The sequence below is a fragment of the Iodobacter sp. BJB302 genome, from assembly GCF_002735645.1.
GTDB lineage: Bacteria > Pseudomonadota > Gammaproteobacteria > Burkholderiales > Chitinibacteraceae > Iodobacter.
In genome coordinates this window covers 1-22138 of the sequence record NZ_PDZG01000069.1, presented here as the reverse complement: position 1 = coordinate 22138, position 22138 = coordinate 1, and the positions used below count along the sequence as shown (strand labels likewise).

Sequence of the window (22138 nt, the reverse complement as noted above, 5' to 3'; positions counted from 1 at the left end):
GACTCGGAACTGGAGCTGGCAAGATGAAGTGCAATTGAACCCGGACCGGGCTATTGAGCCTAAAACAGGCGAGGAATTACAGGTCGCTTAAATCGTAAAAACATCTCAACTATCTTGACAATTACCGACTTTGCGCCACCACAAAATATCCCCTGCCCTGCCTGGATATCAGTAAATTTCGCGCACGTAAGCGATCCAGCGCATCAATGACCGTAAATTTACCCACCCCCAAGAGCAAAGTTAACTCTCTGACGGAGGGCAACTTGCTACCCGCAGGCAACACGCCGCTCTCTATTGACGCAGATACAACCTCAATTATTTGCCGGACTTTAGAAGTCCCTTTTTGAAAATGAACAGCAGGAAATGTCATGGAACTCTCTTTGTTTGCCGCATATTTTACCGGTAAAGCAAGGCCGGTTAAATCATTACTTAAGCTGTATGCCCCTTGTTATTCAAACTACACTGGCTAAATCAGGCCTTGCAATATTTTAAATAAAAAAATGCTATTTATTCAAAATAAATAAATTTACAAAACAGTAACACTGATTTTTTTAATTTATTGATCCCCAGGCAGCCCCAAATTTAACGCCCATACCGGACCAAATAAAAAAGCGCCCAGCAATATCAATTCGCAGATATAAATTCACGTTTCTGTATTAGAAAAAACCATAAAGGATGCTGCAGAATGACTACAGGACTAAGCCTTGATAATTTCGTATATTCTGTTATTTTTTGCTTTACGATGACATTCAGCCCGGGGCCAATGACCATTTTCTTGCTTAGCCTTGGTCTGAAAAGTGGATTGAAAAGTGCGCTCCCTGCACAAATGGGTGCAAGCCTTGCTTATTTAATTTCAATTATTATTTTTTCTATAGGCCTTTCAGAAATAATTAAGAATTACCCACTGCTAACTCACACCATTCAACTCATAGGCATCAGCTATATTATTTATCTTACTTACAAACAATGGACCAGCAAAGAAATACAAATAAACACTCATATAGATCTTAAGAACTTCAAAGATTTATTTAGCAAAGGGATGCTAACAGGAATTTCTAATCCAAAAACAATCCTGATGTTTACAGCTGTTTTTCCTCAGTTTTCAGCACATAAAGATCACCAAATGACAGATATTTCTATTTTAGGAATCACATTTCTTGTTCTTCAATTTGCCAGTGGTTGCAGCTATTGTTATTTTGGCCAGCGGATTAAGCCACTACTTGATCAGCCATCCAGGCAATCTTTACTGCATAAAACCAGTGCCGTTTTACTTCTGGCCGTAGCCGCAATGCTCGCTCGCAGCTTTCTGGCATAAAATCCCCCTGCCCTTCTGCTCTTGCTGCCTGTCAATTCGCGTATCATGGTGAACATCCTGTTTGCCCTTTGCGCCCATGCTGCCGATTCTCTATTCCTTCCGCCGTTGCCCCTATGCCATGCGTGCCAGAATGGCGATTCAGTATTCTGGTATTCAAGTTGAATTACGTGAAATTGTGCTGAGAGATAAGCCTGCAGAATTACTGCTCGCCTCGCCCAAAGGCACCGTGCCGGTATTGGTTTTAAATAATGAAAATGTCATAGAGCAAAGTCTGGAGATTATGCAATGGGCATTATTGCAAAATGATCCGCAGCAATGGCTTTGTCGGCAAAGTACGGTACTAAGCACCCAAATTGCCCTATTAATAGATCATAATGATCGGGTATTTAAAACGCATCTTGATCAATATAAATACGCTGACCGCTATCCTGATCAGCCCAAAGAATACTATCGTCATCAGGGTGAGTTATTTTTATGTGATTTAGAAACCCGGTTGGCGCAGACTACTTTTCTACTCTCGAATAAAATCAGCCTGGCAGATGTAGCGATATTTCCTTTTATTCGCCAGTTTGCCGGCGTTGATCCAAAATGGTTTGACGCTGCGCCCTATCCTAAGTTAAAGCAGTGGTTGAATTTTTTCTGCAGCAGCCGTGATTATCAAAACGTGATGCAAAAATTTGCAGTCTGGCAGGCAGGGGCCCGCCCTTTTATTTTTCCTTAAAATACAATTACGCAATCCAAGTTGCTGTTTTTTAGGTAACCTTGCAACTTGAATGTGCATTAAGAGTCATTGTGAGCCAATTTATACGCCTAACGATGGATGACATTGCCCGCCTGGCCAATGTTTCCAAAACCACGGCCAGCCTTGTCCTTAACGGACGCTCGGCAGAATACCGTATCGCGGAAGCCACCAAGGAGCGCGTACTGGCGATTGCACGCGAGCATCATTTTCAGCCCTCGCAATCAGCCAAAACGCTGCGCTCCCGCAAAAGCGGCACTTTAGGTTTACTTGTGCCGGAGCTCAGCAACTTTGCCCACGCCAGCCTGGCGCAAGCTTTAGAGCCATTATGCCGCGAGGCAGGCTATCAGCTGCTGGTGATGAGCAGTAATGAGCAGGCCAGCATGGAAACAGCAGGCATTGAGCATCTGCTCACCCGCCAGGTAGACGGCCTGATTGTGGTGCCCTGCAGCAGCGATGCCACACAATATTTAAAATGGTCTTTGCGCCTGCCGCTGGTGTTTGTTGACCGCCATATTAAAAACTGCCCGATTCCCTTTGTGGTCACCGACGCCATTGATGCCGTTACCTCCTTGGTCATGCAAACCATCGCGGGCGGCAGCAAAGAAGTGGTTTATTTTGGCGGGCAAGCCGATTTATCCCCCAGCCAGGACCGGCTGGCTGGCTATCGCAAAGGTTTGGAATTAAGCGCTGTGCCAGAGCAGGAATATTGGGTCTGGCAAAGAGATTATCTGCGCCCATCGGGCTACAGCATGATGGCTGAATGCTATGAGCGCCTTGGGCATTATCCCGACAGCCTGTTTACCGGCTCGCTGACCCTGCTGGAAGGCGCGCTGGCGTATATCAACGAAAAACAAAATGGCATGCCCAGGCATTTAATGACTTTTGACGATCATAACCTGCTCAACTGCCTGCCCTGGGGTATTCAATCCGTGGTGCAAGACAGCCAGCAGCTCGCCAGCGAAAGCCTTGCAAGAGTCTTAAAACTGATGCAGGGCGAAGCGGTGGATTCGGTGTGGATTGCTGCAAGCTTGCATCAGCGTAGTTAAGAGTGAGTGGCAGACCGGTTGGCCTGCGCGGGCCGCCCGCCGCCCTGTCAGCCTGTATCACCCATCCCCAAGCCACTAGGGTCTGTTGACGTTTCATTCACAATTGCGCTGAGCCGGAAAACGGCCAAGCACAAGGCATGCGACGAAGGCAATAACTGGTTATTGTCGAGGAGCATAACGCAGTGAATGAAACGTCAACAGACCCTAGCATTAAATGCCATATTCTTATCTGCGCTAAAGATGTACTATAAATGCTTATTTTAAAGTCCGGACAACCGCGATGCGCCTGAATGTTTTTACTGATTACTGTTTGCGCACTTTAATTTACGTTGGCGTACAAAATGATGGCATTGTAACGCGAGGGGAGATTGCCTCGGCCTATGGCGTTTCTGACAATCATCTAATGAAAGTCATGAGCTTTCTGGCGCGTAATGGTTTTTTAGAAACCACCCGGGGCAAAGGGGGTGGGATGCGCTTATCCCGCCCGGCAAATCAGATCAGCGTTGGCGCTTTGGTGCGCCTCAGCGAGGCAGACAGCCCGGTTGTAGAATGCTTTGATCATGCACATTCCAGCTGCAGCATTGATGGTATCTGCCGCTTAAAAGGCGTGCTGTTTGAGGCTATGCAGGCATTTTACAGCGTGCTGGACCGCTATACCCTGCAGGATTTAATTAAGAATCCAGCCGAGCTGAACGCAATTTTTAGTATTCCCTTAGTACAGGTAAAAGACTGATCTAGGAGCGCCCCATCTCTGGCAACCCAAGCCTTAAAACACGAAGGCCACAGAGACCTCGACGTTTCATGGGGAAAACCGTTTTTAGTACCCTTTCTTTACGCTTTTTCAAACCTGACCAATCAAGTTTTCAGCCTTTCAAATCTGCACTGCAACACCAGACAACCATGACCCAAATAAATAATCCCCAGCACGGCATCACCCTGGAAAAAATCCTGACCGATTTAGTCGATCATTTTGGCTGGCCAGAGCTGGCCCGCCGTATCCCGATTCAATGCTTTGAAAAAGACCCATCCATCAAATCCAGCCTAAAATTCCTACGCCGCACCCCTTGGGCACGCAGCAAAGTAGAAGAGCTGGACGCCAGAATGCGCCGCTAACACAAAAGATCCTGCATCCTCAAAAGTTAGTCATACCCCATCTTCAAACACATGATGCAGCCCGGCCTCAACACCCTGCAAAAAAATATATAAAAATCTTCGTCATATTTTGCCAGTCTGCTACGACTAAGGATCAGCAAGTAATCATGCTTGTTGACTATCCTGCAAAAATTGGAGATTGACCATGAATCGTATAACCGGAGCAACCTTAGCCGCGGCAGCTGCAACACTTTTCACTTTTGCGGCGCATGCTGAGGAAATGCCCGCATCAGGCGATGCAAGCAAAGAAGTAAAGTGCGCGGGGATTAATAGCTGTAAAGGCACATCCATGTGTAAAACAGCGGATAACGCCTGCAAAGGACAGAACGTTTGTAAAGGTCATGGTTGGCTGCCGGCAGCCAGCGCCAAAGCTTGCGGCGATCAGGGCGGGAAAGTTTTATAAACTCAATATTACAAAGGGGGCCCTCTCAGCTCCCTTTTTATTTGAGCGATAAATAATCAATTATTCAAAGCCTTTTGGTCTGATCTGCAGCCTGATTTCGGGCTGCAATTCCTTTACAAAAGGAGCCCGCCCCTTTTTTTATCTGAGCCACTATGAATCAAACTCTCAAAGGCTTTGGACTCGGTCTGCGACCAGAACACTATGCTGATTTTTTAGCCCGGAAACAGCCCGTGGACTGGCTGGAAATCATTTCAGATAATTACCTCGTTCCCGGTGGCAAGCCACTTTATTACCTGGAGCAAATTCGCCGTGATTATCCAATGGTGATGCACGGTGTGGCGATGAATTTGGGCTCGGTTGATCCCATTGATTTTAATTACCTTGCAGAGATTAAAGCTTTGGCCAAGCGTGTTGAGCCATTGGCGATTTCAGATCATCTTTGCTGGACAGGCGTGGACGGCAAATACCTGCATGATTTGCTGCCAATTCCCTATACCGAAGAAGCGGTCAGACATGTGTCCGGAAGAATCCGGCAGGTGCAGGATTTTCTGGGCCGGCGGCTGGTAATTGAAAACGCCTCGACCTATCTCGAAGCCCAAGCCAATCTGCAAGAGTGGGAATTTATCAGCGCCATCCTCTCTGAGGCCGATTGCGAGCTACTCCTCGACATTAACAATATCTATGTTTCCAGCCGTAATCATTGTTTTGATCCGCTGCGCTATTTACAAAATATTCCCCGCCAGCGCATCGCCTATACTCACCTGGCTGGGCACACCGATTATGGCGATCATTGCATAGATACCCACGATCAGGCCATCTGCACCGAAGTGTGGTCTTTATATGCTCAAGCGATAAGCCAATGGGGTGCGATTCCCACCATGATTGAGCGCGATGCAAATATCCCGGCTCTGCCCGAATTATTAGCCGAGCTGGATCAAGCCCGCCAGACAGGAGCTACCCATGAATCTGCACGCATGGCAGCGTGATTTACAGGCCAGTATTCTGACGGCCAGCGATCAAATGCAGCAGCCGCTCAATCAGGGAAGTATCAGCCGCAAGCGGGAAATCGCCATCTACGCTGATGGCTATTTTTTGCGCTTAGCCGAGGCGTTGCAAAACAATTACCCAGCCCTGTTTCAAATTCTGGGCGACGATGATTTTTACACCCTGGCCCGTACTTATCTGCCCGCCCATCCCTCATCGCACCCATCGATACGCTGGTTTGGCGATCAGCTGGCCACCTTCCTCGCGCAGGAGGCACCCTATGCCAGCGTCCCCATTTTTGCTGAACTCGCTGCTTTTGAATGGGCTTTGCGCCATGCCGTGGATGCCGCTGACGCCCCCCTGATGACGCTGGAAAACCTCCAAGCGATTCCAGCCGGGGATTGGGGCCAGCTGAGCTTTAAGCTGCATCCTTCCTTAAGTATTTTATCGCTGCAATGGAACGCGCCTAAGGTGTGGCAAGCACTGATGGCAGAGCAAACGCCGCCAGAGCCACAATGCCTTCCACAGCCCTGTTTAGTCTGGCGAAAGCCTGATTTAAGCATCCATTGGCGCAGTGCCAATCCAGCAGAAATTCATGCCTTAAACTTACTGGCCAGCGGCGCAAACTTTTCCTCCATTTGTGAGGCACTCCTGAGCGACGATATCAACGACGTGCCTCTGACAGCCGCAGTTTTTTTACGAACATGGATTGAGCAGGGGCTGATTACAGCCGTCCCTGCTCAGAAAATACACTCAGGATAAGGCTTCAAACCAGCCATCCCCAAGTACTTGTATCGGGGCCCCAGCGGTGCTGCCCGGGGGGCCTTCACTTAACAATACTTCCAGCCGGGAAGTGCCTACCTCCACACCAAACTTATCTAAATTTAAATATGCATATTATTTACATCTTTTTAAAATATGTATATATTATGCATATATAAATCTCAACACACCTCACCCACCCGGAGCACATCATGCATAAAACGCGTAATCTCTGGCGCTCGCTTGCGGTTATTTTCTTCCTGTCTTTTGCCGTGCTCGGCTGGATAGGTCGGGAAATTTACCTGGAGAAACCGCCGATTCCCCAACAAGTTTTAAGTAGCAGCGGCAAGCTGCTGTATAGCGGCGAGCAAATTCAGCGCGGGCAGGAGGCCTGGTTGTCCGCAGGTGGCCAGCAGATGGGTTCGGTTTGGGGGCATGGCAGTTATGTCGCTCCTGATTGGTCTGCCGATTGGCTGCACCGCGAAGCGGTTACCCTGCGTGACATCTGGGCGAAACAGCAGTTTAAAAAAGACTACAGCCAGCTGAGCCGTGAAGAGCAAGCGCCGCTGGATGCACGTTTAATCTCGGTGATGCGTAGCAATACTTACGATAAAGCCAGCGACACGCTCACTATCCAAGCAGACAGAGCCGTGGCGATCGAACAAGTAGCGCAGCACTATATGGGCCTGTTTGGTAGCGATACTTCGCAAGACAAGCTGCGCGAGCAATACGCGATGATTTCTGGCTCGATTAAAAATGCTGACGACTTGAAAGCACTGCCTGCTTTCTTCTTTTGGTCTGCATGGTCAGCCACCACTAATCGCCCCGGCCTTGATCATATTTCCTACACCAGCAACTGGCCGCACGAGCCACTGGTGGCTAATACCCCGACCACCGGCACCAGCGTTTGGTCGATTGCCAGCATTATTCTGTTGATCGCCGGTATTGCAGCCATGGTCTTATTCCACCAAATGCACCGCGATGAAGAGCCGGTGATTTGCCCAGAAAATGATCCGCTGGTCACCTTGAAACTGACGCCATCGATGAAAGCCACCATGAAGTATTTCTATGTGGTGATTGGCCTGCTGATGGCGCAAGTGGGGATGGGGATTATCTCCGCCCATTACCAGGTAGAAGGCGGTAGCTTCTTTGGGATTCCGCTGGCAGAAGTACTGCCGTTTACCATTAGCCGCACCATTCATACTCAGCTTGGCGTGTTGTGGATTGCCACCGCATGGCTGGCAACGGGCCTGTTTTTAGCGCCGGTATTAGGTGGCAAAGAGCCTAATATGCAAAAACTCGGCGTGGATGTGTTGTTTTATGCGCTGCTCTTGATTGTGGTTGGATCGATTGCATGTGGCTGGGTCGGTACCTTACAACGTTTGGGTACCAGCTATAGTTTTTGGCTGGGCAATCAAGGCTTGGAATACACCAGCATGGGCCGTGTCTGGCAAATCCTGCTGTTTATTGGCCTGCTGATTTGGGCGGGCTTACTAGGACGTGGCTTATGGCCCGCACTGCGTAAACCATCAGAAAGCCAAGGCCTGATCGCCATGGTGTTTATCTCTGCAGTATGTATCGGCCTGTTTTACGCATCATCCCTTGTATGGGGGCAAAAAACCCATTACGCGCTGATTGAATACTGGCGCTGGTGGCTGGTGCATCTATGGGTAGAGGGCTTCTTTGAAGTATTTGCCACCGCCGTGATTGCGCTGCTGCTCAGCCGCCTGGGCTTGATCCGTGCCGCATCGGCCAACCGCGCTATTGTGCTTGAAACGATTGTGTTCTTATTTGGCGGTATTTTAGGCACGCTGCATCACCTTTACTTTACCGGCTCTCCAACTAGCGTCATTGCCGTCGGCGCGATGTTCTCTGCCTTAGAAGTAGTGCCATTGGCGCTGATTGGTGCAGAAGCCTATCAAACCTATCGTCACAACCAAGCGGCACCATGGGTTGCTAAATATCGTTGGGCAATTATGTGTTTTGTGGCGGTCGGGTTTTGGAATACCGTGGGCGCGGGCTTGCTGGGCTTTGCGATTAACCCGCCGATCTCGCTGTATTACGTGCAAGGCTTAAACATGACCGCAGCCCACGGCCACGCCGCGCTATTTGGGGTGTACGGCATGCTGGGTATCGGCCTGATGTTGTTCTGCTTACGCGGCCTTGCGCCTGCAGCTAATTGGAATGACAAGCTGCTAAAACCGGCTTTCTGGTCGCTGAATATTGGCCTGTTTATGATGGTATTTATGTCGCTGCTGCCATCCGGTATTTACCAAGCCATTGCCAGCGTAGAACACGGCCTGTGGTATGCCCGCTCCGCCGAGATCATCCATTCCCCTGTGATGGAAGCCCTAGTCTGGCTGCGCGTGCCTGGCGATATCGTGTTCTCGGCAGGTGTGGTGTATCTGGCCGTATTTGCCCTGAAACTACTGGGCCGAGATCGCAGCCAGCCTTTACCTGCGGGGAAGTTGGTCGACGCTTAAAAGTCATTAAAATGAAGTTGGAGCAGTTGCCCCCAACATAGGGCGTACTCGAAGCTGGGCAGCTTTATTACCCAGCGCAGAACGCCAACCACGCCATATATTTATTTTTAATGAAAGGAATCACCATGCATGACTGTAGCCTCCCCAATCAATTAGACGGCGTATATGGCTTTGATGCGCGCGGTGTCGCCAAGCGCTTTCGCCATGCGGCGATCTTTGGGGCTATCGAATCGCTTAATGCTGGCGAAACAATGCGCTTTATAAATGATCACGATCCATTGCCTTTATTAGCCCAGATTGAGCAGCGTTATCAAGGCCAAGTGAAAGCTACATATATTCAGCGCGAACATGGATCGATTGTCATTGATTTCTCGATTCATCCTAAGCCAGCTGCGGCAGATGAAGGCTGCGGCAGCGGTGGCTGTGCGTGTAGCGGGCAATAGTTTTAAGCGCTTATAAAAATGTCATTCCCGAGTGTTTTTATCGGCAATCCAGTCGCACTACTGGCCCCCGGCAAAAACCATCGGGGATGACAATATTGAAAAGCAATCAAAGTTTTTCTTCATAAAAAACAATGACTTACAAAAAAAACGGTGCCAAGATGCGCCGTTTTTTTATGCCTGTAAGAAGTAAAAAACGATCCCACCGCTTGTTGATTTTTATCAATATAAAATATGCATATTAAATACAATATATACATAGAAAAACACAAACACACACGACAGATGGAGCTTCATCATGAAACTGAAATCCTGTTATTTAAATACCATGCGGGCATTTAAATCTTTGCTTATTTGCAGTGCTTTAACAGCGCCATTGACATGGGCTGAAACAGAAGCCACTTTACCAATAGAAACCGCCATTCTATTAGCTCCGCCCAATGTACCGCCGGCCATTACGCGTAAAACCCCCGCTAAAGTCATCGTTAATCTCACTGTTGAAGAAATGGTGCGCGAAATCACCCCCGGCACCAAATATATGTTTTGGACCTTTGGCGGCACCGTTCCAGGCAAAATGATTCGGGTACGCGAAGGTGATACGGTAGAGCTTAATTTAAAGAATTTAGCCAGCAGCAAATTGCCGCACAATATTGATTTACACGCCGTATCCGGCCCCGGTGGCGGCGCATCACAAACACTGATTGCACCAGGTAATCAGGCCAAATTTACTTTTAAAGCATTAAACCCCGGCCTCTATGTTTATCACTGCGCCACAGCCCCCGTGGCGATGCATATTGCCAATGGCATGTACGGCATGATTTTGGTGGAGCCTAAAGAAGGCTTAGCGCCAGCAGATAAAGAGTATTACGTGATGCAGGGTGATTTTTATACTCCTGGTGCATTTGGTGCTGGCGGTATGCAGCCCTTTGATATGCAAAAATCAATTGATGAAAAAGCCAGTTATGTTTTATTTAATGGCGCTTCTAATTCACTCACCGGCAAAAATGCACTCACCGCCAAAGTAAATGACAAAGTGCGTATTTTCTTTGGGGATGGCGGGCCAAATTTATTATCTAGTTTTCATATTATTGGTGCGGTGTTTGATAAGGTTTATTTTGAAGGCGGATTAAAATTCCAAGAACAAGTACAAACCACCGCCGTGCCCCCAGGTGGTTCAGCAATGGTTGAATTTACCACCAAAGTACCCGGCAATTTAACCCTTGTTGACCATGCTTTAAGTCGTGCCTTTCATAAAGGGGCAATTGGCATTATGTCGGTGACGGGGGACGAGCATCCTGAAATCTATAGCAAGGGCATACAAAGTAAATTAAGCGCTGAATAAACCTATGGCTTGGAGGCTCCCCGCCCCAAGCCCAATGATCAAGGTGAAAATTATGAAATCGCTCTTATTGTTGACCTTTTTATCATTACCTGTATTCGCTACTGATGTGAGCGCAGGCAAAGCTATTTACGACAAAACCTGTACCAGCTGCCATATGGCCAATGGCGAAGGATTAGCCGGTGCATTTCCCCCCCTCAATAAATCTGATTATTTTAAAAAATCTAATCCAGCACAAATCATTAAAATATTAGACCAAGGCTTAAGCGGCGAAGTCACGGTCAATGGCCAGAAATTTGTATCCGCGATGCCCCCACAAAATTTAAATGATCAGGAAATTACCGATGTATTAAATTATGTGAGCGTCGCCATGAATAGTGGCAAGCCCATCTTTAAAGTGGATCAGGTTAAAAAACTACGGGTTCCAAAATGAAAACCCTTGCCCTATTGGCATTCAGCCTAATCAGCAGCGTATTTGCTGCTGACTATATGCCAATAGCGGGTGGCACTTTACGCACCGCTTTGCCTACCGATGGTGAAACGGTGCAAGTGGCGGCTTATCGTTTAAGATCTAAGCCGGTGAATCATCAGGATTATTTAATCTTTTTAAAAAACAATCCTCAGTGGCAGCGCGGGCAGATTGCCCCCCTTTTTGCCAGCGCTGGCTATTTAGCCAATTGGCAATCAGCCATAGATTATTCACCCAATCAGGCCCACGTCCCTGTCACCCAAATTAGCTGGTTTGCCGCTAATGCCTATTGTGAAAGCGAGCAGGCACAATTGCCCACTTGGTCTCAATGGGAATTCGCCGCAGCTGCAGACGCACTGCGTAAAGATGCCAGAAATGATCCGCTTTGGCGTGCCAAAATATTATCTTGGTATGCCGAGCCAGCTATTTTCCCATTAAGCCAATCTGTCCAACACGCCGCCAATATCTATGGCATTTACGATATGCACCAGTCGATTTGGGAATGGGTAGAAGATTTTAATGGGCTATTTGTGACCACTGATAGCCGAAGCCAAGGCGATCAAACGATATTAGAAACCTGCGGCGCGGCCAGCTTATCGCTGGGAGATAAAGAGAATTACGCCATCTTAATGCGCATTGCCTTATTGTCGGCATTAAATGGCCGCGACACGGTAAATACCCTTGGCTTTCGTTGTGCCAAGCCAATGCAATAGTTAATAGGAAAAAATCATGTTAATGAAAACACTTTTACTTAGTATTTTACTTACCATCAGCGCGGCAAGTATTGCCTGCGATGATCATGCCGCACACAAAGCAGCCAGTACCGTGGCTGCTCCAAGTGGAAATTCACTCTATCAAATCGATACCCCTTTAATCGATCAGGCAGGCAACTCATTTAAGCTCGCCGATGAGCAGGCCAGAATAACGATAATTTCAATGTTTTATGGCGATTGCAATCTATCTTGCCCAATTGTGATGGAAAACGTAAAACGCACTATTGAAGCAGTGCCCCTTGCCCAACGCAAAAATATCAGGGCGCTATTAATTAGTTTAAACCCCGGCATTGATACGCCTCAATCGCTGGCTGGATTAGCTAAAGTTCATCAATTTGATCCAGCTGCTTATCGGCTGGCCGTCAGTGATAACGACGGCCATACCCGGCAAATTGCTGCCTCGCTAGGTATTAAATATCGCCGTGCGGCCAATGGCGAGATTAATCACAATACCCGATTTATTTTAATGAATCAGCAGGGGATAATCATTAAAACAAGCGATACACTCAGTATTACACCTGATCCAGAGATACTGGCAGCAATACTATCCAATTTATAGCCGCCCGCCTTCGTATATAAATACTGATTTAATCTTAACCATCATGCAAAATTTATTTCATAAACAATGATATGAATATAAGAAACAACAACCTAAAGGTATAACGTTTTTCGTAAAAGTGGCATAAGCTACGAAAGCGCTGTGTATATAAACATTCGCAGCTTATGCCGGTCCTGCGGTTCAAATCCATGAGTTGATAAAATTTAATCAAGCACTGGCTGACTTGGCGCAACATTCTAATCACATAAGTGAGTATTCTTTTATAAAAAATAGATTAATTTTTTAAAACACATTAAATCAATGATTGAACCTAAGCAATGAAAAAAATAATCGTCCTTGCATTAAGCACCGCATTTTCAACTCCCTTTTCCAACGCAGAAACCATTCAACTCTCCCCTGTTATCGTCACCGCGCCGGCCATGCAAGAGGCGCTAAAAGTGGAGTTTGATGCAAGAAACCCGCAACAACCCTTGCCCGCCACCGATGGGGCTAGTTTTTTAAAAACCATTCCAGGCATGAATGTAATTCGCAAAGGGGGGATTGATGGCGATCCGGTTTTCCGTGGCATGGCAGGCTCCAGGCTGAATATTTTGCTAGATGGCGAGCAGATTCTAGGAGGCTGCGGTGGCCGTATGGACCCGCCCACGGCCTATATTTTTGCTGATTCTTACGACAAAGTGAGCCTGCTCAAAGGGCCACAAACCGTGCTGTATGGGCCGGGTAACTCTGCGGGCACGGTACTGTTTGAGCGCAAACCCGGCACGTTTTCGCAAGGCGGCATCAAGGCCAATGCGGCGCTCACCGTTGGCAGCTTTGGCCGCTTTGATGCCATGAGCGAGCTTGCTGCCGGCAATGGCAAGGCCGATGTCAGCGTGATTGCCACTCACTCCCGGCAAGATGATTACAAGGATGGCAATGGCAACGCCGTGCATTCCAATTACCAAAGGCACAGTGCCAACCTGACTCTGGGCTGGACGCCCGATGAAGATACCCGCTTGCAATTTTCTGCGACCCAAAGCGATGGTGAAGCCGCTTACGCCGATCGCGGCATGGATGGCAGCCAGTTTGCGCGTAACAGCCTGAGCTTTAAATTCAGCAAAAAGAATATCTCTCCACTGCTTAAGCAAATCGACGCGCAACTTTCACACGCTTATATCGTTCATGTGATGGATAACTACAGCCTGCGCCCCTACATGCCGGGCAAGGAAATGGCCAGCAATCCGGATCGCCTGACCTGGGGCGGGCGCATGGTGGCCACACTCAATACCAGTGAGGAAAGCCAATTAAAAACCGGCCTGGATTTCCAGCAGGATGAGCATAGCTTACGCACCGGCAAAGATTATCAAAATAAACCACGCATCGACGATGCCCGCTTTAAAAACAGCGGCGTCTTTGCTGAGTTCAGTTACTTTATCAGCGAGCAATCACGCCTGATCAGCGGCGCGCGTGCCGACTTTTGGCAGGCCAACGACAGACGCCTGAGCAGCGCAAGCGCGAGACAAGAACGCAATGAAGTGCTGGGCAGCGGCTTTGTGCGCCTTGAGCAAGATATCAGCACAGACACGATGGTTTATGCGGGCTTAGGCCGCAGCGAGCGCGCGCCAGATTACTGGGAGCTGATCAGTAAGCAAAGCGCAGACAGCAATTCTGCATTTCATACCGCCACAGAAAAAACCAGCCAACTCGATCTTGGCGCAATCCATCAAAGTGGCCCCTTATCGCTCAGCGCCTCTGCGTTTTATAACCTGATTGATGATTATATTTTGATTCAGTCCGGCGTGCCCAATGGCAGCATGGGCACAAAAACCATCAGCCGTAATGTAGGCGCCAGCACATGGGGCGGTGAAATGGGGCTGGCTTACCAGATCAGCCCCAAGCTAAAAAGCGAACTAGCGCTCTCTTATGTGCGTGGCAATAATCATACCGATCATAGCGACCTGGCCCAAATCCCCCCACTAGAAAGCCGCTTAAATATCAGCTGGAATGAGGCCAATTGGAATGTGGGCGGCTTGATTCGTGCGGTTTCCGCACAAAATAGAATCGATATAGGCAAGGGTAATATCGTTGGGCAAGATACGGGCAGCACGGCTGGCTTTACAATTTTCTCGCTCAACGCCGCTTACAAGCCAAGCAAAAACAGCCAGCTGAGCATCGGTGTTGATAATCTCTTTGATCGTAACTATTCAGAACACATCAGCCGTGCTGGCGCGATGGTGGGTGGCTATTTACAAACCAGCAAAATCAACGAGCCAGGCAGAACGCTTTGGCTAAAAGGTCAAATCAATTTATAAAGGGCAGAGGATTTAAAGCTCATCATCGCTTAAACAGGCGTGATGTTTTTTACAGGGGCTAGGCGGCATACGCAGCATGCAGTGTATTGCCGCCACTGAGTGGTAAATCCTGATGTGGCGCTGGATTCATAGCAGGTAAATACCCAAAGTTGGCTCGCCCTGAAGCACTCCAGCCCCTGAATGATTGTGAGCCATCTCATAGCCCAAAAAGTAATCCGCTCCGAAATCACCATTACTTAAGCACTAACAAGGTTAATAAGAGAATTAAAAGCTTTTTGCATATTAATGTAAGCAAGACAAGTGACCAATTTGGGCTAGCCATTTATAAATTTCAATCCGATACTGCATACTAATTGTTATCAATAGGTTTGCTCATGCCCGCACAGAAAATCATCAGTCAGTGGCGCATTCTTCAACCTATCCATTTTGTGCTTGGCCTGCTCATCCTGCTGACCGCCTCATTATTACTGTGGCAACACTATGGCATGAATTTATATTTACGCTTTGACCCCGGCAATTTTAATAAAATCAGTGCCAGTGACGACAGAGATAATAATGGTGGAAAAAGTATTGCTTTAATTAGCGTCAACCCCAAATACTGGCGCTTAGACTGCCAGCTGAATAAAGGTCATCGCACCCCATATTGCTCGATTGATTTCGACTTGAGCAATGGCACGCAAGGAATTGATTTATCCAAATATACAGACATTACCATTCGCTATCGCTATCAAAATACGCGTGAACAAGTCAATTTAGTGATGGTTAATTTCAACCCCGAATATAGTATTGAAAGTGATTATCGCAGTCAGAAATTTACCGAGGTTTACCTGCCCGGAGCTGCAGGCTGGAGCACGCAAAACCTTAAATGGCATCAATTTAATGTGGCCTCATGGTGGATTGCTGATAAAAAAATACCACCTAAATGGACCAATAATGAATTTAGTAATATAAGAGAAATTCGTCTGGCAACAGGCCTTTACCCGGAACTGTCCAATATACGTATTGATCTGGCTTATATCGAGTTTCGTGGCAAATGGATCAATAATGATACTTTGCAACTATTACTTCTTTTATTATGGGGAGGCAGCGCCGCGTTTTGGCTAATTACCGAATTACGCCGTGCCATGCACGCTTTACAGCGCAGCAATCAGCGCCAGCAAGATTTAGAAAATGCGCAACTCAATCTGCAAAAAACCAATCAATTACTCACCGAGCGCAGCATGCGTGATCCACTCACCCTTGCATTTAATCGTGAAGGGCTAAGCGTATTACTCGCCAATGAGCCGCCCGATAGCTTACTCAGTATTATTTTTATTGATATCGACCATTTCAAAAAAATTAATGATCACTATGGCCATGGCATTGGCGATCAGGTGCTTTGCCAGCTTGCACAACATACCCAGCAACAAATTCGCCCTAGCGAAAAACTGATTCGCTTAGGCGGCGAAGAGTTTCTCTTACTTTGCCAGCACAGCTGCTTAGCACAAGCCGAGCTGCTTGCAGAAAAACTACGCCTGTCCCTCTTGAAGCAAGACTGGCCCTCAGAAATCCCCCTGAGTAGCAGCTTTGGCGTGGCGGAGCGGCAGACAGGTGAAAGCTTTGAAGAAGCGTTGCACAGAGCCGATCTCGCGCTCTACCGGGCAAAAGCCGGCGGTCGGAATCGGGTAGAAGTGGCAGAGTAAAAACGACCTAGCTATAAAAACCACATCCCGAACCACAAAGAATTAATTTGCAAAACTTGGTTTTACCTGGTGAAACTTTGAGTTCTCGGTGGTTCGCTATTAAGCCTTAGCAGGATAAGCAGAATATCCCACTCAGCAGCGAGGGCTTTGCATCTTTTCTATGGGGGCAAGACCTTGCTCTTTACACCCCCCTGATTTGCCCCCCCCTCCTCTTGGCACCTTGTTTTCCGCCTGCAGGCTGCCCTGGCCATCCCCCCATCAGGAAAATCCCGTAGTTTTTTGAAAAGCACTACATTTTCTTGATTTAGATCTATATTTATTGCTGCGTACGGTTTAGCATTACTCATAAATCAAGCCGCAATCAGAAAATGTAAAGGTGCAACATGACAAAAGTAGTCGTCGTTGGCAGCATAAATATGGATTTAGTGGTCCATACCCAGCAGTTTCCCCGCATGGGCGAAACGCTGTTTGGCGAGCAGTTTGCAACGCATCCGGGTGGCAAAGGGGCTAATCAGGCCGTGGCCGCACAGCGCCTTGGCGCTTCGGTTGCGATGATCGGCTGTGTCGGCAATGACGAATTCGGCAAAACGCTGACCGCTGGCCTTGCGGCTGAAGGGATTGATACCCGCTGGCTTAAAACCAGCCCGGATACGGCTACCGGTGTGGCGCTGATTACGCTCTGCCAGGGAGATAACGCCATTGTGGTGGTGCCAGGCGCAAATATGCAGCTTAGCCCAAGCGATATCAGCACCGCAGAGGCCGCCTTTATCGATGCCGACGTGATTTTGGCCCAGCTGGAAATCCCTCTGGATACGGTGCTGGCCGCGGCAAAGCTCGCTCAGAAACACGGTAAACCTTTCTTTCTGAACCCCGCTCCTGCGCAGGCTTTACCCGCTGAATTACTGGCGCTGTGCACCCTGCTCACCCCGAATGAATTTGAGCTGCTGGAAGCGCTGGGTGAATCAGAAGGTGATTGGAAAGCCGTCCTGGCTAAGCACGCAGCGGTGATGACCAAGGGCAGTGATGGTGCCTGGTTTAATCAGGGCGGGCAGCTTCAACATCAGCCGGGCTTTAAGGTCGATCTGGCCGACAGCACCGGCGCAGGCGACACCTTTAACGGCGCACTCGCCACTTTCTGGCACCTGGGCATCGCGGAAGCCACTAAAAGAGCCAGCGCCGCAGGAGCATTATCGGTTACCCGCGCTGGCGCACAGGGCGGCATGCCCACCCTTGCAGAACTCGAACAATTTTTAAAGAAGCAATCATGAAAAAGCACGGCATCTTAAACAGCGATATCGCCCGCGTTCTCGCCCAATTGGGCCACACCGACAGCATTGTAATTGCCGATTGCGGCCTGCCGATTCCTGATCATGTAGAGCGCATCGATCTGGCACTCAAACTGGGCCAGCCCAGCTTTGTAGACACGCTGCAGGAAATCCTTGCCGATATGCAGGTAGAGCGTGCCGTATTTGCCACAGAATGCCTGGCAAAAAATCCAACAGTTGCAGCTCAGGCACAAGCCATGCAATCGTCAGGTATTAGTATTGATTTTGTCAGCCATGAAGAATTCAAACAGCTGTGCCACAAGGCCAAAGCCGTGATCCGCACCGGCGAAGCATCGCCCTACGCCAACATCATTCTGCATTCGGGGGTGATTTTTTAAGGTTCTGTTACAGCAAAACCCAAATCTTGAACCACAGAGAACACGGAGGACACAGAGTTACACGGAGAAAAACTAATGGAGAGTTTTCCGGTTTTTACTTGATTAGCGGCACCTGCTTCGCATCAAATTAAACCCATAAGCACAAGATTTTTTCTCATTGTTTTCCTCCGTGAGACTCCGTGTTCTCTGTGTCCTCCGTGTTTCAAGATCTGGGTTTGTATATACACCCCATGTTTTAAAAACCGTCACTCATTAAAAACCAAGGCTTTCGTATGCTGATCCAAATGCAAGGCATCAATAAATCTTTTGGCCCGGTTAAGGTGCTGGAAGGCGTGGATTTTGCGCTGGAACGCGGCGAGATTCATGCGCTGATGGGTGAAAACGGCGCGGGTAAATCGACGCTGATGAAAATCCTCACCGGCATTTACCCAAGCGATGCTGGCCGTATTCATGTTGATGGCCGGCCAGTTGCCATTCACAGCCCCAAAGAAGCCGAAGCGCTGGGTATTGCCATCATTCACCAGGAGCTGAACCTGATCCGTGAATTATCGGTGATGGATAATCTGTTTTTAGGGCGTGAAAAAACCCGTGGCGGCTGGCTGAAATCCGGCGAAATGCGCGCGCTTTGCCGCGAATATCTGGCCCTCTTAGGCATTACAAATATCGACCCGGACAGGGAAGCAGGCAGCTTATCTATCGGCCAGCAGCAAATGGTGGAGATTGCCAAAGCGCTGTCGCTCAACGCGCAAGTCCTAATCATGGATGAGCCAACGGCGGCGCTCAGCAATCGGGAAATCGAAGTTTTATTTAAGCTGATGCAAGATTTAAAGTCGCGCGGTGTAGGCATTGTGTATGTATCGCACCGGATGGAAGAAATCTTTCAGGTCTGCGATCGCATCTCGGTCTTACGCGACGGGCAATTTGTCGGCACCCGTGTCATCAAAGAAACGCGCTTTGATGAAATCGTCAAAATGATGGTGGGGCGTGAAATTGGCGATCGCTACCCCAAGCGCAGCAGCGCCCTTGGGCCTGTGCGCTTTAAGGTAGAAAACCTTGCTGATGAGCACACCATCAGTGGCATCAATTTTGAAATTCGCCAGGGCGAAGTGCTGGGCGTAGCGGGCCTGATGGGTGCGGGGCGCAGCGAAATTGCTCATAGCCTGTTTGGACTCTCGCCCAAATCAGCAGGGCAAATCTGGCTTGATGGCAAGCAAGTGCATTGCAATTCAGCGATTGATGCCATCAGCCACGGCATAGGCTATGTCACCGAAGACAGAAAATCACAGGGCCTTGTGCTGGGTTTATCGGTAAAAGAAAACATCAGCCTGACTCATACCCCAAGCAAAATGGGTGTTATTGATAGAGACGCCGAAAGTAACAACGTCGGCGAAAAGATACGCAAATTGTCTATCCGCACCCGTGATGCAGATTTAGAAGTCAAATCGCTATCGGGCGGCAATCAGCAAAAAGTGGTATTTGCTAAATGGCTGGGAATTGCCCCCAAGGTGCTGTTTTTAGACGAGCCCACCCGAGGGGTAGACGTGGGCGGTAAGGCTGAGATTTACCACATTATTAATGAGCTGGCCGCCAGTGGCGTCGCCATTTTAATGATCTCATCCGAGCTGCCCGAAGTACTCGCCATGAGCGATCGCATCCTGGTGATGCACCAGGGACAAAGCGCCGGCATTTTCGACGCGAAAACGGCCACCCAAGAATCAATTATGCACGCCGCCACCGGAGGCCAGTAATCATGAACCAAAGCCAAAAAGCCACGCTACAAAAGCTAGGCCCCCTACTTGCACTGCTGCTTATTTCTGGCGTTTTGTCAGTCATGAGCCGAGATTTTCTCACCGTTAATAATCTGCTGAATGTGTTGCGCCAAGTATCGATCAATGCCCTGATCGCCTTTGGTATGACTTTTGTGATTTTACTTGGCGGGATTGATTTATCCGTCGGCGCGGTACTGGCACTTTCTTCAGTAGCCATTGCCAGCATGATGGCGGCAGGCATTGATCCGGTACTTGCAACCCTATTTGGCGTATTGGCGGGTGCTGCGCTGGGTGCTGTCAACGGCATCATTATCAGCCGCGGCAAAGTAGCGCCCTTTATTGCCACTCTTGGCACGATGACGGTATTTCGCGGCCTGGCGCTGGTGGCATCGGATGGCCGCCCGATTACCGGCTTTAACAGCGACTTTTTCTCTATGCTGGGCGCAGGCTATATCGGCAATCTGATTCCTGTACCCGTGCTGGCCACAACACTTGCCTTTATTGCCCTTTGGTTTGTGCTCAAAAAAACCGTATTTGGCCGCCATGTTTATGCAGTGGGCGGCAATGAAGAAGCCTCGCTGATCTCTGGCGTAAAAGTAAACCGCGTCAAGCTTTGGGTTTACACCCTTTCTGGTGGTTTATCGGCCCTGGCAGGTGTCATCCTTACCTCGCGCTTGAACTCCGCCCAGCCCAATGCGGGCATGGGATACGAGCTGGACGCTATTGCAGCGGTTGTTTTAGGCGGCACCAGCTTATCCGGTGGCCGGGGCTGGATTGTTGGCACCCTGATCGGCGCAGTGTTGATAGGGGTTCTCAATAATGGCTTGAACTTACTATCTGTGTCATCATTTTACCAGCAAGTTATTAAGGGAAGCGTTATCCTGCTGGCAGTATTACTGGACAGAAGTGCTAAGAAATAAAGGGCTACGGGGCTCACGCCCCTAAAGTCAAAATACTAGGGAATGATGATTTCACAGTTTGGCTTAGCAGAGTTGTCCGCCGATTTGGAGCGGACGCCCCCGCCAACCCAAACTACACATCCCCCTTTTGTTAATAGGGCGGGCCCCTTCCCACCTATTTTTCAAGCCTAGCAATATATCGCCGGGCTAAAAAGAAGCACTCAATGGCGCAGAAGTCGCCAGTGCTAATGTCGTCGTCCTTCACACACAAGGCTTTAAACATGAAAACTTGGCTCAAACCTCTTCTGATCGCCTCAATGGCCCTTGCTTTTTCTGCCTGCTCCAAGCAAGGCCCAGAAAGCGCAGCACCAGCGGCTTCTGCCCCGCCGGTTGCCGAAACTGCAAGCAGCAATACAGTTGGCTTAGCGGTTTCCACCCAAAATAATCCTTTCTTTGTCACCTTAAAACAAGGTGCAGAAGAAGCAGCCAAAGCCAATGGCCTGACGCTGATTACCGTAGACGCGCAAGACGATGCGGCTAAACAAATTGCCAGCATAGAAGATTTAATCCAGAAAAAAGTAAAAGTGATTCTGATTAACCCAACAGACTCTGATGCGCTGGTGTCTGCCGTTAAACAAGCGAATGCGGCAAAAATCCCCGTAATTACACTGGATCGCAGCGTCAATGGCGGCGAAGTGGTCAGCCATATTGCTTCAGATAATGTAGCGGGCGGCAAAATGGCAGCAGCGTTTCTGCTAGAAAAAATCGGCAAGCAAGGTGAAATCGCCGAGTTGGAAGGCATTGCCGGCTCTTCTGCAGCGCGTGAGCGTGGCCAGGGCTTTCATGCCGGTGTGGATGCTGAAAAAGGCGTAAAAGTCGCCGCCAAGCAACCTGCTGATTTTGATCGCGCGAAAGGCTTGTCTGTGATGGAAAACATCCTGCAAGGCAATAAAAAGATTAAAGCCGTATTTGCCCACAACGATGAAATGGCCCTGGGTGCCGTACAGGCGCTTGAAGCTGCTGGCCTGAAAAATGTGGTTGTGGTGGGCTTTGATGCCACAGCAGATGCTGTGGCTGCAGTAAAAGCCGGCAAAATGGCCGCTACCGTACAACAAAAACCTGAGCTGATCGGCAAAATGGGGATTGAAGCGGCTAAGAAAATTATCGACGGCCAGGCACCAGAGAAAAATATTCCAGTGCCTTTAGAGCTGGTTAAGTAAGTCATAAAAAAGCCTGCATCTTTGAACTGACCCCAATTAGTTGGACAGTATAAAAGCTAGGCGCTCAAGGGCTGGGTTCTGTATTGCACAGGACTCAGCCCTTTTAACTTCAGTTTGATTCGGTCGTGGTTATAGTAATGGATGTAA

23 protein-coding genes are annotated in these 22138 nt (G+C 48.7%); 21 read left to right on the top strand and 2 right to left on the bottom strand.

The annotated features are described in order from the left end of the window. Positions 1–121: 121 nt before the first annotated feature. Positions 122–370, bottom strand: coding sequence for a GntR family transcriptional regulator (locus CSQ88_RS18110; protein WP_099399490.1), 249 nt, complete (start codon positions 368–370; stop codon positions 122–124). A 315-nt stretch (positions 371–685) separates the two neighbouring features. On the opposite strand from CSQ88_RS18110, the gene CSQ88_RS18105 reads away from it, so the two are divergent. From CSQ88_RS18105 to rbsB, 21 genes are all read left to right on the top strand, one after another. Beyond that, positions 686–1315: a LysE family translocator gene (locus CSQ88_RS18105; RefSeq protein WP_099399489.1), complete on the top strand. Its 630-nt coding sequence runs from the start codon at positions 686–688 to the stop codon at positions 1313–1315. Positions 1316–1391: 76 nt separating this feature from the next. Further along, on the top strand, positions 1392–2036 hold the full coding sequence (locus CSQ88_RS18100) for a glutathione S-transferase (RefSeq protein WP_099399488.1): 645 nt from the start codon (positions 1392–1394) through the stop codon (positions 2034–2036). A 71-nt stretch (positions 2037–2107) separates the two neighbouring features. Further along, entirely contained in the window at positions 2108–3103 is a 996-nt protein-coding gene (locus CSQ88_RS18095; RefSeq protein WP_099399487.1) for a LacI family DNA-binding transcriptional regulator, read from the top strand. Between the two features lie 280 nt (positions 3104–3383). Further along, positions 3384–3836, top strand: coding sequence for an Rrf2 family transcriptional regulator (locus tag CSQ88_RS18090; RefSeq protein WP_099399486.1), 453 nt, complete (start codon positions 3384–3386; stop codon positions 3834–3836). Between the two features lie 167 nt (positions 3837–4003). Beyond that, on the top strand, positions 4004–4216 hold the full coding sequence (locus tag CSQ88_RS18085) for a VF530 family DNA-binding protein (RefSeq protein WP_099399491.1): 213 nt from the start codon (positions 4004–4006) through the stop codon (positions 4214–4216). Positions 4217–4400: 184 nt separating this feature from the next. Further along, positions 4401–4658 carry a hypothetical protein gene (locus CSQ88_RS18080; RefSeq protein WP_099399485.1) on the top strand — a complete coding sequence of 86 codons (258 nt, stop codon included), beginning with the start codon at positions 4401–4403 and terminating at the stop codon, positions 4656–4658. A gap of 152 nt (positions 4659–4810) precedes the next feature. Beyond that, positions 4811–5644: a DUF692 domain-containing protein gene (locus CSQ88_RS18075; protein WP_099399484.1), complete on the top strand. Its 834-nt coding sequence runs from the start codon at positions 4811–4813 to the stop codon at positions 5642–5644. After that, on the top strand, positions 5619–6404 hold the full coding sequence (locus CSQ88_RS18070) for a DUF2063 domain-containing protein (RefSeq protein ID WP_099399483.1): 786 nt from the start codon (positions 5619–5621) through the stop codon (positions 6402–6404). The genes CSQ88_RS18075 and CSQ88_RS18070 overlap by 26 nt, the downstream gene beginning before the upstream one ends. Positions 6405–6616: 212 nt before the next feature. Next, positions 6617–8887, top strand: a complete 2271-nt coding sequence (locus tag CSQ88_RS18065) for a nitric-oxide reductase large subunit (RefSeq protein WP_099399482.1) — start codon at positions 6617–6619, stop codon at positions 8885–8887. Between the two features lie 125 nt (positions 8888–9012). Then, positions 9013–9330 (top strand): DUF2249 domain-containing protein, encoded by a 318-nt coding sequence (locus tag CSQ88_RS18060; protein WP_099399481.1) that lies wholly within the window; start codon positions 9013–9015, stop codon positions 9328–9330. A 295-nt stretch (positions 9331–9625) separates the two neighbouring features. Next, on the top strand, positions 9626–10669 hold the full coding sequence (nirK, locus tag CSQ88_RS18055) for a copper-containing nitrite reductase (RefSeq protein ID WP_099399480.1): 1044 nt from the start codon (positions 9626–9628) through the stop codon (positions 10667–10669). A gap of 52 nt (positions 10670–10721) precedes the next feature. Next, entirely contained in the window at positions 10722–11099 is a 378-nt protein-coding gene (locus CSQ88_RS18050; RefSeq protein WP_180273718.1) for a cytochrome c, read from the top strand. Then, positions 11096–11848, top strand: coding sequence for a formylglycine-generating enzyme family protein (locus CSQ88_RS18045; protein WP_099399478.1), 753 nt, complete (start codon positions 11096–11098; stop codon positions 11846–11848). The genes CSQ88_RS18050 and CSQ88_RS18045 overlap by 4 nt, the downstream gene beginning before the upstream one ends. Before the next feature lie 16 nt (positions 11849–11864). Next, positions 11865–12467, top strand: coding sequence for an SCO family protein (locus CSQ88_RS18040; protein ID WP_099399477.1), 603 nt, complete (start codon positions 11865–11867; stop codon positions 12465–12467). A gap of 317 nt (positions 12468–12784) precedes the next feature. Beyond that, a complete protein-coding gene (locus tag CSQ88_RS18035) occupies positions 12785–14758 on the top strand; it encodes a TonB-dependent copper receptor (protein ID WP_099399476.1) in 1974 nt (657 codons plus the stop codon). 374 nt (positions 14759–15132) lie between these two features. Then, a complete protein-coding gene (locus CSQ88_RS18030) occupies positions 15133–16440 on the top strand; it encodes a GGDEF domain-containing protein (protein ID WP_099399475.1) in 1308 nt (435 codons plus the stop codon). Between the two features lie 383 nt (positions 16441–16823). Further along, positions 16824–17708, top strand: a complete 885-nt coding sequence (gene rbsK / locus CSQ88_RS18020) for a ribokinase (RefSeq protein WP_099399473.1) — start codon at positions 16824–16826, stop codon at positions 17706–17708. Beyond that, positions 17705–18103 carry a D-ribose pyranase gene (gene rbsD / locus CSQ88_RS18015; protein WP_099399472.1) on the top strand — a complete coding sequence of 133 codons (399 nt, stop codon included), beginning with the start codon at positions 17705–17707 and terminating at the stop codon, positions 18101–18103. Before rbsK ends, rbsD begins: the two co-directional genes overlap by 4 nt. Before the next feature lie 272 nt (positions 18104–18375). Beyond that, on the top strand, positions 18376–19851 hold the full coding sequence (locus CSQ88_RS18010; protein WP_099399471.1) for a sugar ABC transporter ATP-binding protein: 1476 nt from the start codon (positions 18376–18378) through the stop codon (positions 19849–19851). A gap of 2 nt (positions 19852–19853) precedes the next feature. After that, on the top strand, positions 19854–20792 hold the full coding sequence (gene rbsC, locus CSQ88_RS18005; RefSeq protein WP_099399470.1) for a ribose ABC transporter permease: 939 nt from the start codon (positions 19854–19856) through the stop codon (positions 20790–20792). Between the two features lie 260 nt (positions 20793–21052). After that, complete coding sequence (rbsB, locus tag CSQ88_RS18000; RefSeq protein WP_099399469.1) at positions 21053–21991, top strand: ribose ABC transporter substrate-binding protein RbsB; 939 nt, start codon at positions 21053–21055, stop codon at positions 21989–21991. 56 nt (positions 21992–22047) lie between these two features. On the opposite strand, the gene CSQ88_RS17995 is transcribed toward rbsB, so the two are convergent. Beyond that, a partial coding sequence (locus CSQ88_RS17995) for an IS3 family transposase (RefSeq protein ID WP_143449393.1) occupies positions 22048–22138 on the bottom strand: 91 nt, incomplete at its 5' end.

Coding starts and splice junctions, on each gene's coding strand:
- CSQ88_RS18110 (WP_099399490.1), bottom strand. CDS start 370: ATGACATTTCCTGCTGTTCATTTTCAAAAAGGGACTTCTAAAGTCCGG.
- CSQ88_RS18105 (WP_099399489.1), top strand. CDS start 686: ATGACTACAGGACTAAGCCTTGATAATTTCGTATATTCTGTTATTTTT.
- CSQ88_RS18100 (WP_099399488.1), top strand. CDS start 1,392: ATGCTGCCGATTCTCTATTCCTTCCGCCGTTGCCCCTATGCCATGCGT.
- CSQ88_RS18090 (WP_099399486.1), top strand. CDS start 3,384: ATGCGCCTGAATGTTTTTACTGATTACTGTTTGCGCACTTTAATTTAC.
- CSQ88_RS18085 (WP_099399491.1), top strand. CDS start 4,004: ATGACCCAAATAAATAATCCCCAGCACGGCATCACCCTGGAAAAAATC.
- CSQ88_RS18080 (WP_099399485.1), top strand. CDS start 4,401: ATGAATCGTATAACCGGAGCAACCTTAGCCGCGGCAGCTGCAACACTT.
- CSQ88_RS18075 (WP_099399484.1), top strand. CDS start 4,811: ATGAATCAAACTCTCAAAGGCTTTGGACTCGGTCTGCGACCAGAACAC.
- CSQ88_RS18070 (WP_099399483.1), top strand. CDS start 5,619: ATGAATCTGCACGCATGGCAGCGTGATTTACAGGCCAGTATTCTGACG.
- CSQ88_RS18065 (WP_099399482.1), top strand. CDS start 6,617: ATGCATAAAACGCGTAATCTCTGGCGCTCGCTTGCGGTTATTTTCTTC.
- CSQ88_RS18060 (WP_099399481.1), top strand. CDS start 9,013: ATGCATGACTGTAGCCTCCCCAATCAATTAGACGGCGTATATGGCTTT.
- nirK (WP_099399480.1), top strand. CDS start 9,626: ATGAAACTGAAATCCTGTTATTTAAATACCATGCGGGCATTTAAATCT.
- CSQ88_RS18050 (WP_180273718.1), top strand. CDS start 10,722: ATGAAATCGCTCTTATTGTTGACCTTTTTATCATTACCTGTATTCGCT.
- CSQ88_RS18045 (WP_099399478.1), top strand. CDS start 11,096: ATGAAAACCCTTGCCCTATTGGCATTCAGCCTAATCAGCAGCGTATTT.
- CSQ88_RS18040 (WP_099399477.1), top strand. CDS start 11,865: ATGTTAATGAAAACACTTTTACTTAGTATTTTACTTACCATCAGCGCG.
- CSQ88_RS18035 (WP_099399476.1), top strand. CDS start 12,785: ATGAAAAAAATAATCGTCCTTGCATTAAGCACCGCATTTTCAACTCCC.
- CSQ88_RS18030 (WP_099399475.1), top strand. CDS start 15,133: ATGCCCGCACAGAAAATCATCAGTCAGTGGCGCATTCTTCAACCTATC.
- rbsK (WP_099399473.1), top strand. CDS start 16,824: ATGACAAAAGTAGTCGTCGTTGGCAGCATAAATATGGATTTAGTGGTC.
- rbsD (WP_099399472.1), top strand. CDS start 17,705: ATGAAAAAGCACGGCATCTTAAACAGCGATATCGCCCGCGTTCTCGCC.
- CSQ88_RS18010 (WP_099399471.1), top strand. CDS start 18,376: ATGCTGATCCAAATGCAAGGCATCAATAAATCTTTTGGCCCGGTTAAG.
- rbsC (WP_099399470.1), top strand. CDS start 19,854: ATGAACCAAAGCCAAAAAGCCACGCTACAAAAGCTAGGCCCCCTACTT.
- rbsB (WP_099399469.1), top strand. CDS start 21,053: ATGAAAACTTGGCTCAAACCTCTTCTGATCGCCTCAATGGCCCTTGCT.